A 13,734-nucleotide genomic window follows, 5' to 3' on the forward strand; every position below is an offset into this window, starting at 1 on the left:
ACATTTAAGACTCACTATTTAAAAATATCTGCTAAAGTTTTCATCAGCTTCTTAATATTAATCGGCTTCGATATAAATCCATTCATTCCGGATTCAAAAGCCTTCTTCTTATCTTCATCAAAAGCATTCGCAGTCATCGCTATGATTGGTATGTTGGCTTTTCTGTTATCGCTTAAGGTCCGGATCTCCCTTGTTGCTAGAAATCCGTTCATTTTCGGCATCTGAATATCCATCAGAATCAGATCGTAACAGTCAGATGCTGCACTGGCCATCTTATCAACTGCAGCGATACCATCATCCGCCACATCTACTATAAATCCTGCCCCCTCGAGGATCTCTGTCGCAATTTCCTGATTGAGTTCATTATCTTCCACAAGAAGAATTTTCTTCCCCGTAAAATCAACTTCCTCCGCCACTTCTTTTTTCACGGCTTTTGTACGGATAGGTCTTGTAAGTACTTCCCGTAACTCTGACATAAATAGCGGTTTAGACACAAATGCTGTTACTCCGGCTTCTCTGGCTTCAATTTCAATATCCGACCAGTCGTATGCCGTCAGGATAATAATCGGTGTACTGTCTCCTATCACCTTGCGGATTCGGCGAACCGTTTCAATACCATTCATATCAGGCATAAGCCAGTCAATGATATAAGCCTTGAATTCATCACCTTCATCATAAGCTTCTTTTGCCCTGACAATAGATTCCTTGCCGGAGACAGTCCAATCAGCCCTCATTCCGATCTTTCTGAGCATTTTACTTACACTCATACAGGTATCCGTATCATCGTCAACAACCAATGCACGCGCCCCCTGAAGTTCCGGAACTGGTTCGTACTTTACAACACTGTCTGACAGCTTACAGTCAAGGGTTACAATAAACTCTGTACCTTTTCCTTCTTCACTCTTTACGTCAATGCTTCCTCCCATCATATCGACGATATTTTTCGTAATCGCCATACCAAGCCCGGTTCCCTGGATACCGCTTACAGTTGTTGTCTGTTCCCTTGAAAATGATTCAAAAATATGTTTCCGGAATTCCTCGGACATTCCAATTCCGTTATCCTTTATACGGAATTCATATGTCGCATATCCATTTAATTTGCAAGGCCTTTCGGAAATTCTTATGCTGATGGTTCCGCCAACCGGCGTAAATTTAATCGCATTACTGACAATATTTAATAACACCTGGTTGAGGCGGAGTTTATCTGTAATAATATCTTCATTCAAAATATCCTGTGTATCAATAAACAAATCCTGCTGCTTTGAAGAAATATTTGACTGAATGATTGTTCTAAGATCATGGAGCACATCCGGGAGATGCACCTCTTTTTCTTCGATCTTTACCCGACCGCTCTCAATACGACTCATATCCAGAACATCATTGATAAGACTTAGCAAATGATTACTCGATGTAGAAATTTTGTCAAGATAGTCTCTGGTAGTCTCCACATTATCAAGATGAGCTGCCGCAAGCGCTGTAAACCCTATAATAGCATTCATAGGAGTACGAATATCATGGGACATATTATTCAGGAAAGCAGTCTTCGCTTTATTAGCATGCTCTGCAGCAGCAAGCGCATCAACAAGTGCTTTCCTCTGTGCCTCTTTCTCGCGTTCTTCTTCATCAACATTCAGAAAAGCAACCGCAATATTTGATGCTTCTTCCTTAACATCAGCGAACTTAATCAGTATGATCTCCAGCCATTGATATTCACCGCTTATTCCGGCATTCAGAAACCGATAAGCATATCTTTTCTTATCCCGAAGCAGTTCCCTGATATAATCCTCATCAGCCAGTTTAAGTAATTCGTCACGAAAATCCGGATGTGTATAGGCAAGCACTAACTCTCTGAATCTGTTAAAATAATCATCTGAATTTTTCTTATCATTCCCTATATCTTCATCAAAAGCTGTTTTACTAATATTATATCTGGAATACTCTTTTGTATCGAGATTAACAAAATACAAAGTCGAATACTGGCCGGCCAGTCCCTCAATTTTCTTTATATCTTCATCAAGGATTCTTCTATGCTCTGCCTCCCTGGCATTCATCTCTTCTATTTTTGTAAGATCAAGGATATAAGTAATTGCCAGAAGATCATTGTTTGTCAGATCACGATACATCACCACATGCTGCTCAGCCAACATAGACTCTCCCAGAGAATCCTTCGTCCAATAACGGTGGAAAATATGATCTTCTCCGTTCTCAAAACACTCTGTCAGATGATTGATATCAAAAAAAGCAAAATATTCCGGCTGCTGTTCTTCTGATAGCTGATTTCCCCAGTATTCAATTACATCCCAGTATTTACAGTCGTTCGGGAATCCAATTACCTCGTTGATGCTGTATTCAACATCGTCGATCACCTGATACATCGTTCCGGGAACAAGATTTTTCGTAATGTTAATATTGTAATAAGCTCCAGCACTCGCGGAAAGTGCATGTTCCATGATTTTTATTTTTTTCCTGTAAGTTTCAAGCTGCTTCTCCAATACAGTTTTCCCCACTGCAACAACCTCCCGATTTCTCTTCTATCTGTGACAATTTGTACCATGTATTTATGAAAATGATTTCTGTTTCACAACTATATTTTGAAATGCGAAATGACATGAAATTTCAAAAAATATAATCCTAGTCAATTTTATATTATATCATACTAATATACAAAAAAACAAGAAAAATAGCGGGTGCGTAAAATATTTTCATCCCGCACCCGTCATTTATAATTACACCTGTTACATTTAAAATGACACTGACAATTATAAAACCATAATCAATGTTCCCGCACCGATCAGAATACATCCGATTAATGATTTTGCTGTAAATTCCTCATGTAAAAATATGAATGCCAATACCAGGGTAATGACTACACTTAATTTGTCTACCGGAACTACTTTTGAAGCATCACCGATCTGCAATGCTTTATAATAGCACAGCCAGGATGCACCGGTTGCCAGACCGGACAAAACCAGAAAAAGCCAGCTTTTTCTGCTGATTTCAGAAAGACCATTTTGTGTATGTGTCAGGAACACCATTCCCCATGCCATAATTACCACAACCACGGTCCGAACTGCAGTTGCCAGATTGGAGTTCACTCCGTCAATTCCGATCTTTGCCAATATGGAGGTCAAAGCAGCAAACACCGCAGACAGTAACGCAAATACAAACCACATATTTTTCATCTCCCGTTCTGTAATATTTTTCCATTTATTATCTTATCACACTACTCTCATGCCGTATAGAACAAAGAGTTCCGCGAGCGGAACTCTCGCGCCTCCGGCGGTCGCTCTGCGACATCTTCTGCTTACGCCGGAGTGCGCATCCCCCGGAGGGTTTTTGCTCTATGGAAACGCAGTTTCCTATAGAGTAAAAAAGTGCGCAGCTTCGGCTGAAATTCAGACCGATAACTGCACACTTTTCATTTTTAGATTTCCGAATACAATTTTTTTACTCCATATACTATGACTATGATCGAACTCATAAACAAAATGAGTAAAAAGCTTGTATTGCTCTCATCTCCTGTTTTCGCATTTTTATCATTTTCAGAAGCTGGTGCATCAGCCGCCTCCTCAGATACATATGCTACTACTTTTGTACTTCCAACATATTCAGACCGGCTTTCATCCTGCGCCGAAACAGGAAGAGTCATCCCGGTAATGCCCATACATAACAAGAGACAAACCATTATTCTTCTGACCGACGTATGCCGCCTTTTATTGCCTGTGACATTGCTACTGTACATCGTTGATATCAGCTACTCTCGTGAAGAAATTTAAGGTACCGGTATAGGAGCCTGCATACGTAGCTAAATCTTTACCATAAAGCTGTTTCTGATTCAGTCTTAAAGTATTTGTTGCCGTTTGATCAGAAGCTGTAAACGCATTAAAAAGGAATCCATTTGTATACCACTGCTCATCCTGAATGGAATTGCCGGAAGGATTTAAAATCTGATATGTCAGGTAGATACCATCATTATCATCCTTGACCAGTTTAAAAGGATCTGTCTGCTGGGTTGCAGCGCTGTCTTTCACCAGAACTGCAACAGCACTTCCGGTTGGCAGGTTTGTGATTGTCACACTTCTTACTGTAATGTCTCTTGTAACGTAAGAATTTGCCTCCGAAGCCGGCTGCTTGATCGTACCAAAATCAACCTTACTTGGTATTGCTATCACATAGGACGGTTCAGTCGGACTCTCTCCATCTACGGAAGCTGTTACACTCGTTTCACCTCTTGGTGTAACATTATCAAGATCCTTTTCATCCCCTTCAGCTGCCAATGCATATACCGGTGTAACTGCAACCACCGCTGCTGCAAATAAACCTGTAAGCCATCTTTTTACCTTTGCATTTTTCATCTCTCTTCCTCCTGCTTTACTACTTTACTATAAGATTAAATTGGGCACTTCCGCCATTTAGTGAACTTTTATCTTCCAGAGAATAACATTTGTATTCTATAATGGCCTGGTATTCTCCCGACTCCAGTTCTTGTTCCATAGTAATCTCGTTTAACCCTTCTCCCGGCTTCAAATACTCTGATTCATATAGCTTTGTCCCGTCTTCAAGCCTCAGTATGATTACGAAATAGCAATTATTATCTGCCGGATTCCCCATACTTACCGCCTGCTTTTTTGTATTTGCTGCCATAGTCATGCTGTCATACCCCGGAATAAGTATTTCATCCGTCTCCGGAAGCTCGTTTTCTTCAATATCAACATCCCATGCAACTACATTTGCAGATGAATTTTTGCTGCCTTTCATTTCTTTAAGAACGAAAACGGCGATGCACGCGGCTGCAAGCGCAGCCACGGCAACTATAATAATAATTAACTTTTTTCTTTTCATGCTACTATCCTTTTTTTCTTCTGACTCTGATAACGACTCCAATTCCCAACGCTGCTGCAATCAAAAAAACAGCCCACATAAATACGTTAGCCCCATCTCCTGTTTTGATTGAATTTACAACTTTATTTATAACAGAATTTGAGTTATCAGAACCTGTTCCATTGTCTGCAGCGGTTTTTACGGAGACAACTGCAAACTGTGGCAATTCTGAAACTTTAATAGACGCAAGCATCTGTTTATTCAGTTCTACTTCTTTTACTTTTCCATCCTGATATACCAGAACTTTATAATTTTTACCATCACGTTTTGATACATCCATCCTGCAGCTCAAAAGTCCCTCATATTCTGCATGCTCCCGGATTTTTCCATAATAGAGTTCAGGATCAACTGCGAATTGAACCTGCATGCCATTATCCTTCGCATATTTTTCAAATGCCTTGTAAACAGCATCACTACTGCCAAGAGTTTCAAAACTCAATTCTGCATCTCTATGCATGGTTCCTGTAACGGAAAGACCGATTCGCTCCGCAGATAACTCTTTTGTTACCATCATAGAAGAAGCTATTCTTGGGTATCCTCCATTCTTGTCCGCATCCCGAATCCATTCACGCAGATCATCATTTCCTTCTGCCAGTCTATTCAGAGTTGATGTAAAAGTATCATTTTTCATTTCATTTACAGTCATCTTCGTACCCTGATCAGTTGCATTAGACAGCTCGTCAAGGTAGTATGTGCTGCTTATTGCACCGGCATTCTGACCGTAGATTGCTCCCGCCTGGCTTCCTTCTAATGTAGCAGATGAACAGTAGGCTATATTTATCTGAGCACCGGCGTCATTGATGCCGGCAATTCCTCCTGTAATTCCTCCTGCCTTCAGATTTCCTCTGTTGAAACAGTTTTCAATAATACCCCTGTTAATTGCAGCAATTCCTCCTGCAATTCCATCTATAGAAGAAACATTGGTTTCGGCATAGTTTCTGGTATTCCGGATCATACCATTATTCTCAATTACCACGCCTCCGGCCATTTCCTCTCCTGTAATAACGGTATTTGTTTCTGACAGATCATGGCGTTCTCCGGTTTCCCTGTCTGTATAAGAGCCCACCATATTAGAACCACTGATACATTCATCTACAAGTCCATTATTTACTGCCGCAATTCCTGCTGCCCGGTTTCCCTTTGCATCCTGGAAGAAAATTCCCAATCTCTTTACAGTTCCGCCCTCTCCTATTGTTCCAAAGAGAGATGCATCTCCTGTCTGATTATCAATATTAAATTTATAAATATAATATCCCTGTCCATCAAAGGTTCCCGTATATGGATTTTCTGCTGTTCCAATTTGAGCTGTCAGTGATTCGCCGCTGCCGGTAATGCTATTTGTCAGAATGAAATCTGCACCTGGATTGTCCTGTACAATCACTGCTGCCTCTTTTAAATCTGAAAAATCAGAGATTTTATAATTTCCGTTTTCATCCTGATCCATGTGATACCCTTCACTAATGGTAATATTCATATCCGGCATGTAAAATACAGCTTCTCCATTTTCATCAAGCGGGATATTGATAACCGAACTGTTCTCAGCATCTGTTTTTCGGTAATTCACCGAACTAATATTAAGCCCGACAACCTTTATTTTTAATTTGTCATCATAATGAACAGCATTCAAATCTATATCAGTTCCATTTTCATCGGTCACACTTATCGTTCCCTCGGATGGTTCATTCACAGTAATGGAGTAGTTATTCTGAACAAATACTCCCTTTACGGTGATGTTCTCTGCCGGCATGGAAAATACTGCATAGTTCTCTTCAATATTTGCATTCACATCGATGATATTATTTTGAGAATCATATACTCTTGTATTGTCCTGATCTACAGAGCATCCCCTGTCTGCATATGCAGCTACAATAATTTTCTCTCCCTGCTTTGCACTGTTTTTACTGTCGGTTGCCAAATCTCTGATTTCTATAGTTCCGCTTCCTTCAATTATTTTAGAAATAGAATAGTCGGAACCCTCCATCTGAGATGCCACAATTTCCACTGCACTTTCCGGCATTACAAATGTCAGAGGACTGTCCTCACTATCGGCCTCTCCCTGTGCAACCCACTGTGCAACCGGATTCGCCTCACCCGCCTGGTATACAAAGATATTCTCATCAGCACTCCATGCATCTTTCGAATAGTGAACTGTCACAACATCCCCTTCAGACGCATAGCGGATACTGTTTCCGGATGAATCAGAAACCGACAGCTTCATATTATCACTGTCTTTTGTTGCAATTTCATAAGTTGCTTTTCTAAAGGCTGCTTTAATGTTAACATCCTGTGCCGGCATTGTAAAGCTTCCTGCTCCACCATCCAGACTTAAGCTCTGTAATACGTCACCGTTAGCTCCACAAAGCAGAAGAGAACTGCAGTAGTATCCTTCATTTGGAGTCACTGTATAATTAACGGTCTCCTTATAAGATGCATTCTGAACACATTCAATAATTCCTGAGTTTTCCGGAGATACTGTCGCTGTAATATTATAACTGCTCTCCTGCATTACAACACATATCGTCACTTTTCCTTTCAACAGATCTGTAATATCATCCAGTGTAACTGCGTATCTTCCATCTTCCTGACGGATTGCTCCCGGATCATCAATTGTTTGAAATGGTTCATACTCAAAATTACTCTTGAGCATAATCCTGCCGACGCCATATCCTTCTTCGATTTCATCCACCTTCAGATAAACGGTATCTGTCAGTTTTGCCTCTGTAATCACCTCTCCGGCTTCATTCTGAAGAGATGCCTCTGCCCTGAAGGCCGGGAGAACTTCCGCGTCAACCGGTATATTTCCAACGTGCACACTTCCTTTGGAGGCTGTAATTTCAACATCTCCTGACGGCATCCTGAAACTGGTTGCGATCTTTCCATTTTCATCAGGCACACATTCCGTCTTTACGATGGTTTTTCCTGAAGTTGTATCCTGAACTTCAATCTGAACCTTCCGAAACGTCGTACTTCCCGTGAGATTAACTGTATTTCCGGCTGGAATACCTGAAAGCTCATTCACATTCTGGTTATGTAATTCATCCAGTATGTCTAACTCTGCACCTTCTGCAACAGTTCCTATTTTAGCAGTGTATGTTTTAATCGATTCAGAGGATCCGGAAACCTCCAGATACGGATATCCATCATTAATGGTATCATCTTGTTTCCAAACCGCATACTGATCTGTATCTGTAATATTTTCATTCAACACATCAGCAAAGCCACTGCTTTTCATCTCAGAAACCGTCTTTGTATAGTCTACACTGCTGTTTGAACTGTAGGTTATTCCATTTTGCCCATCTTGCTTTTTCGCGCTATTCAGTGTCTGTTGCGTTTCTGTTGATATATAAGAGCAGGAAATGGAATCGCAGTTTCCTATATCATAAACGGTATTCACACGGGCACCCTGCTGTGCTGTTTCAAATACCCAGTCGTATACAAATCCATCCTTTACATAGCAATTCCAGATTTTTCCTCCACTTCCTTCTGCACAGATACCTCCTAAAATATTACCGCGGTATCCGCCTCCATATGAGCCTATATCCAGCTGTCCTGCGAAATAGCAGTTTTCAATACTTCCATTATTACAGTAAGCAATTCCGCCTGCATAATTATACTCTGAATAATTATCATCGCACGATATCTTTACGCTCGTATCCACACCGCAGTTTCGAATCACTGCACCAGACTCCACCGTATAGGCAATTCCTCCGGCATGTCCGGACGAAAGGTGGGAATCTCCGGATAGTTTACAATCTGTAATCAGTGAACCCGGCAGCATTGTCCTCGCAAAAGCACCTGCTCCGTCACTTGTCTGTCCCGGTGATTTGAAATTACTGAGTTCAAGGTTCTTTATCGTACCTCCCAATTCTTTGATAAAGCAAAATGATTGGGTTACATAAAGCCCTTCGATTTTATGACCGCCTCCGTCAAAGGTTCCATAGAAATCCTTTATAGGATAAAAGGTATCCCCCGTAGATGTTATATCCGCCGTAACAACATAGTCTGCATTTCTATATACTCCCTCTGTGCTTCCTTCTGCATTCTCATATTCCTCATTTATTCTATCCGCATAGAAACAAAGAGTGTCATAATCAGGAATCGCAAACGTTTCTTGTTGCGGTTCTTTTGTGTTATCTACTTTAATACTAAAATCTCCTGTGATATCACTTATAGTGTAGGTATACTGTCCTCCTGTTTCCTGACCGCTTAAAGATTTTTCTGTACTTCCACAAATATAGGTCACAACCGGTGAAGAGCCCTCTTCAACTGCTTCGACCTTTAACTCATATTTAAAAGATGTCCTTGCGGCAAATGAAGCACTTCCCTGAACCACATCACTGAGTATTTCATTTCCTGCTTCCTGAGCTTCTGCCTTTTCTATTATGGTTCCTTTCAGCCCCTGATCTACAGTTAAAGTACCCGTGTAAACACTGCATTTATTGAATACTACCTTTACTGTTACATTTTTTCTCGGCATCTTAAAGGTGATTTTCTGAATTCTGTCCTGTGCTGTAATACTGCTGCACTGACTCTCCACTTCATCCCCGGAAGCTGTTGTAACAGAATAGCTTTCCATCGCGCTTCCTTCTTCCGGTATCACACTGACAGTAACTGTTTCTCCGGAGTTATACTCAGCCAGGGCACTGGTTTGATTATCAAACTTTACCGTTCCGACTGCACCATTTTTATTCTCTATTACAGACTGAACCTCGTATCCATCTCTTTTACCGAACTCGGCTAATACTCTGACGTCACCTTCCGGCATTTTGAAGAAATTAGCATCATTGTCAGCTCTCACTAAAACCTCTGTGCCGTCCTCTTTTTTCACCGTAATGTTCTCGCAGTAATATGAATCGGCATCACTCGGTACTCCCTTAACGTACACCCGCTCGCCACTATAAAATGTACGGCTCATACCTGCACTTTCAATTGTCTGACCATCACTGTCTGCAAATACAAGTTGTCCGTGTTCGCACTCCGTAAGAGTCACTGTATGACCTTCTGCAAGTTTTGGAGATATTTTTACTTCTTTTGTTCCCATACTCTCTACCATTTCTTTCGTCATGGTAAACGTATAGACCTTCACTCCATCAGGCAATGTACTTTCTCTATCTTTATCCTCTGTCACTTCTATATCCGACAGGGGATTCCCGGATACATCCGTTACTTCAATACCTTCCGCAAGGATACCTTCTTCCGTCCATACATTGACACTGACCGTACTTTCGGCCGTAAATGATTTCCGGTCTATTCCGGGGGTACCGGTAAACTGCAGTTTTGCTTTCTGCCCGTCATCTTCCAAAACTGCCATGCATTCCTCTTCTATATTCTTTGTCACAATCTGCAGCGTTGTATTTCTGAAAGGCATAGGAAATGTGCTTAATACGTAATATCCATCATCACTGACCTCCAGAAAATCCTCGATATCACCGATATCATCAACAGTAGCAAAATCATCCACTTCTCTCAAACGACCCGCCTGATTTTCTCCGTATAAATAAGCCGATGAGATTTCTTTGCCGTCATCCAGCTTCACCCGAACATCAATGCAATCTCCTGCCGGAATAGTGTAATTACCATTATCGTCCGGAAAAATTACTGTTGGATCTCCATTCTCATCCAGTTTATCATTATTTACTATTCTGACATCAGCCCCTTCGTCCTTTACCACCCTGAATTCCAGAGGCACATCCTTATCAGAATCTTTTTTCATGATAAATCCTGCAGTTCTGTCATCAATTCCCTCTTCCAGAATATCATCTTCCAGATCCAGATCTTTCCTTGACGCGCCCAGATCCGATCTTTGCACGGATTTCAAATCATAAAAATCTACATTTGCATCCCCTGTCTGATTAAGCGCGTCATAATTATCATAGGTTCTTGTAACACCATAGAAAGGATCTGTGTTTTCATAATTGGCAAATACAGGAGACATTTTTTCTATTTTTACAAGATATTCTGCCAGATTATTGGAAGCCAGATCATATGAACCGTATTCTGTAATCTCCGATAACTCCTCCGGCCCTGCAATCAGGTTAAATGCTGCCCAGTGACCTTTTCCATGAAGAAGATTATAGTAATCTCCGGTCGGATTATGATTCGTTGCCACCCACTTATCCGTCACCATAACCATATCGCCCAATGTAAATGTCGGATTAATACCTCCATCGCTATATACGGCATAGGTACTTCCATCTCTTAATTTCAAAATGGAATATGCCAAAGTGTCTTTTGTCTTACTCGCTGTAGCTGTATATACTTCCTGACCATGTCCTAATTGATGTGTACCCACCTCTCTTGATTCCTCATAATCCATTGTGACTCTTGTGGGTTGTGTGTCATAAGGCCTCATACAGTCAGTCGTCACATTACCACAGATAGAAGCCATCTGATTGATCGCATTCACCACATAATTGCTTCCCTTTTCAAGCTCTGACCATGCAAGGGCTATTTTGTCAGCCCGCTCTTCCCAGGTCATGGATGTATCTACATTGATCGCATTCACTTTCATCACTGTATAGAGCTGAAACACCTGCATATAATAACACATAGGTATAATAGCGTAATTCAGACCATTGGTCATTGCTTCGTACATCCATGACTGGGATGCAGTCGCATCTGTATAATAGTTCTTTACAGCAGTAAGATATGTATTATCGACTGCGCCATTTTTAAACCTGTCTTTCCATTGGTCCGGCTCCTGGTATGTGGATGCCGGCTCATAAGGGCTGACCGCACGGAGATAAGCAAGAATATCATTCGTAAAATTAAAGGATATGGTTGTGGAGTCCTTGTTTTCCAGGGACTCATTTTTATAGAACTTTTCAATTGTATCGTATTGCAATTTCAGGGCATTATAATTTTCCTGAGTCGGATTCTCTCCATAATTTATGGCAGCAACCAGCAAAGCCTCATACTCAGACCAGATCGTGTGATATCGAACATTGAAATCATCCATAACATCAGCGATATCGCTAATTGCTATTTGATCCAATTTAAGCTCCATATCTTTATTCTGTTTTTCGATATATGTAAGTTCCTCCTCGATCACTTCAAGATCTTTCAGAATCTCCTCGCACATATCGATAATTTTATCCGCTCGTTTTTCTTCCGGTGATTTGAGCATATTTCCAAGCTTTCCCAAAAGCTCACCAAGTTCTGTGCCCGAGTCCGCTGCATGGTTGCACACCATAACAAGCCCTCTCTTCGCTCCGTGTACAACTACTCCGGCAATTTTTGCGCCTATACCGGCTTCCACCTGCTTAGCCGGAATTGCAAAGAAACTTCCCGTCACCAGCACGATGGTCAGTATCACAGCCAAAAATCTTTTAAAAATATTTCGTTTATACTTTATCTTTATCATTTTTCTCCTCCTTTCGCGTAGAACATTTATATTAACAATAACATAAATTCAATTTATGTGCAACTTTACATCGTTTTAAATCTTCTTAATTATTTATTTTTCGAATCAAACACACAACATATTTAATTTATCATCATATTATATGTTTATTATTATGCGTTTTAATTCCCTGTATTGTAATTTAAGATCATCTGTAGTAATATAAATTCAGAATGTAAAGGATGGTTAACTTATGAATTATAATGTGCCGCGCTATTTTGAGCGCAAAAAAATAAAGGATTCTGACATCATGTATCTTACACGCCAGAATCCGCATACAATCATTACTCTCCTTAACGGAGAAAAACTTACTACCACAATTCCCATGAAAGAAATTGCATTGTATTTACCCACAGATGATTTTCTGAATATTACCAAAGGTATCACTCTGAGAAAAGATCAGATTGTAAACATTTCAGATGAGGGTTTATATACTATGACGGATGGATGCATTTTTCAGGGGCGAAAGAGAAATGTAAGCCAGCATAAACAAGTCAGGAAATCTTTGAACCTGCCCCATGCAATGCAGGATGATACGGATCGTCACATTCCGCTTGATCTTCTTGAAAAATGTAGCCTGCTTGACAAAATGCCATTGGCTTTTTGTATCATTGAACTGGTCTTTGATGCATGCGGGCACGGCGTAGACTTTATTTTCCGCTACTGCAATGCCGAAATGGCTGTTGTTGAAGGCATACCTGTTTCCGAAATGCTCAATCACTCTTTCTACGAGGTTTTCAAAAACGGAGATAAAAAATGGCTGGTAACTTACGCCGATGTCGCTCTAAACGGTACCAGACGCGTAATCTGTGACTTTAGTCCGGAGATTGGCCGGACTTTGACCATTCATTGCTACCAGCCCAGTCCCGGATACTGTGCCTGTGTTTTGATTCCTGCATAACGCAAAACACCCCGGAAATGCATATTTCCGTCTTTACAGGTCCATATCTATCTCATATCCTTATCCCAGCCCACGATCTCACCGCATGCAATCTTTTCTCCGGAATTTCCGGAAGGCTGGGAATGAAAATCATCCGGTTTATCATGCAGGATAATTGTCTTTCCTATCACTTCTTCCGGGTAAAACCGTGTTGTATAAACTGCCATCCACGCAGTACCGTTATTACTTAATATTGGCGGCAGATCTCCTGCATGTTCCGGATGGGGCAGCTTTTTCGGATTATAATGCTGCCCCGCATCTGCAAAAGGGTCACTTACGTTTCCTGTGCAGGATCCCCCATCGTGAATGTGAAAACCATGAAAACCGCCGCTTTTTTCTGTGATTTCGCCGGGAATTCCGTAAATTGCCGCCACAAGGATCGTGCCTCCGTAAGTATCATACAAATCCACCTTTCCACGAATCGATCTGTATTTTTCACTGCCCTTTATCTCTGCCGTAGCACTTGGCCGCATTTTCTTTTCTAAAAACATATAATCACACTCCTTCTAAA

8 protein-coding genes are annotated in these 13,734 nt (G+C 41.0%); 1 reads left to right on the forward strand and 7 read right to left on the reverse strand.

Features of this window, described 5'->3' with window-relative positions:
• Positions 1-14: 14 nt before the first annotated feature.
• The 6 genes from ACQRCC_RS09440 to ACQRCC_RS09465 all read right to left on the reverse strand — a co-directional run bounded on the left by ACQRCC_RS09440 (position 15) and on the right by ACQRCC_RS09465 (position 12,244).
• Positions 15-2,507 (reverse strand): ATP-binding response regulator, encoded by a 2,493-nt coding sequence (locus ACQRCC_RS09440; RefSeq protein ID WP_427850566.1) that lies wholly within the window; start codon positions 2,505-2,507, stop codon positions 15-17.
• A 252-nt stretch (positions 2,508-2,759) separates the two neighbouring features.
• Entirely contained in the window at positions 2,760-3,173 is a 414-nt protein-coding gene (locus ACQRCC_RS09445; protein WP_427850567.1) for an EamA family transporter, read from the reverse strand.
• A gap of 251 nt (positions 3,174-3,424) precedes the next feature.
• The gene (locus tag ACQRCC_RS09450) at positions 3,425-3,742 is read right to left on the reverse strand and encodes a hypothetical protein (RefSeq protein WP_427850568.1); all 318 of its coding nucleotides are present in this window, start codon (positions 3,740-3,742) and stop codon (positions 3,425-3,427) included.
• The gene (locus tag ACQRCC_RS09455; RefSeq protein WP_427850569.1) at positions 3,732-4,355 is read right to left on the reverse strand and encodes a hypothetical protein; all 624 of its coding nucleotides are present in this window, start codon (positions 4,353-4,355) and stop codon (positions 3,732-3,734) included. The genes ACQRCC_RS09450 and ACQRCC_RS09455 overlap by 11 nt, the downstream gene beginning before the upstream one ends.
• Before the next feature lie 19 nt (positions 4,356-4,374).
• On the reverse strand, positions 4,375-4,842 hold the full coding sequence (locus ACQRCC_RS09460) for a hypothetical protein (RefSeq protein WP_427850570.1): 468 nt from the start codon (positions 4,840-4,842) through the stop codon (positions 4,375-4,377).
• A gap of 4 nt (positions 4,843-4,846) precedes the next feature.
• Positions 4,847-12,244 (reverse strand): InlB B-repeat-containing protein, encoded by a 7,398-nt coding sequence (locus ACQRCC_RS09465; protein WP_427850571.1) that lies wholly within the window; start codon positions 12,242-12,244, stop codon positions 4,847-4,849.
• Positions 12,245-12,476: 232 nt separating this feature from the next.
• Between ACQRCC_RS09465 and ACQRCC_RS09470 the strand changes: the two genes are divergently transcribed.
• The gene (locus ACQRCC_RS09470; protein WP_427850572.1) at positions 12,477-13,184 is read left to right on the forward strand and encodes a hypothetical protein; all 708 of its coding nucleotides are present in this window, start codon (positions 12,477-12,479) and stop codon (positions 13,182-13,184) included.
• A 47-nt stretch (positions 13,185-13,231) separates the two neighbouring features.
• Here the strand turns inward: ACQRCC_RS09470 and ACQRCC_RS09475 are convergent, their stop codons facing one another.
• The gene (locus tag ACQRCC_RS09475; RefSeq protein ID WP_427850573.1) at positions 13,232-13,714 is read right to left on the reverse strand and encodes a superoxide dismutase family protein; all 483 of its coding nucleotides are present in this window, start codon (positions 13,712-13,714) and stop codon (positions 13,232-13,234) included.
• Between the last annotated feature and the right edge of the window lie 20 nt (positions 13,715-13,734).

It is taken from the genome of Sporofaciens sp. SGI.106 (assembly GCF_050314255.1).
Lineage (GTDB): Bacteria > Bacillota > Clostridia > Lachnospirales > Lachnospiraceae > Claveliimonas.

Coding starts and splice junctions, on each gene's coding strand:
- ACQRCC_RS09445 (WP_427850567.1), bottom strand. CDS start 3,173: ATGTGGTTTGTATTTGCGTTACTGTCTGCGGTGTTTGCTGCTTTGACC.
- ACQRCC_RS09450 (WP_427850568.1), bottom strand. CDS start 3,742: ATGTACAGTAGCAATGTCACAGGCAATAAAAGGCGGCATACGTCGGTC.
- ACQRCC_RS09455 (WP_427850569.1), bottom strand. CDS start 4,355: ATGAAAAATGCAAAGGTAAAAAGATGGCTTACAGGTTTATTTGCAGCA.
- ACQRCC_RS09460 (WP_427850570.1), bottom strand. CDS start 4,842: ATGAAAAGAAAAAAGTTAATTATTATTATAGTTGCCGTGGCTGCGCTT.
- ACQRCC_RS09465 (WP_427850571.1), bottom strand. CDS start 12,244: ATGATAAAGATAAAGTATAAACGAAATATTTTTAAAAGATTTTTGGCT.
- ACQRCC_RS09470 (WP_427850572.1), top strand. CDS start 12,477: ATGAATTATAATGTGCCGCGCTATTTTGAGCGCAAAAAAATAAAGGAT.
- ACQRCC_RS09475 (WP_427850573.1), bottom strand. CDS start 13,714: ATGTTTTTAGAAAAGAAAATGCGGCCAAGTGCTACGGCAGAGATAAAG.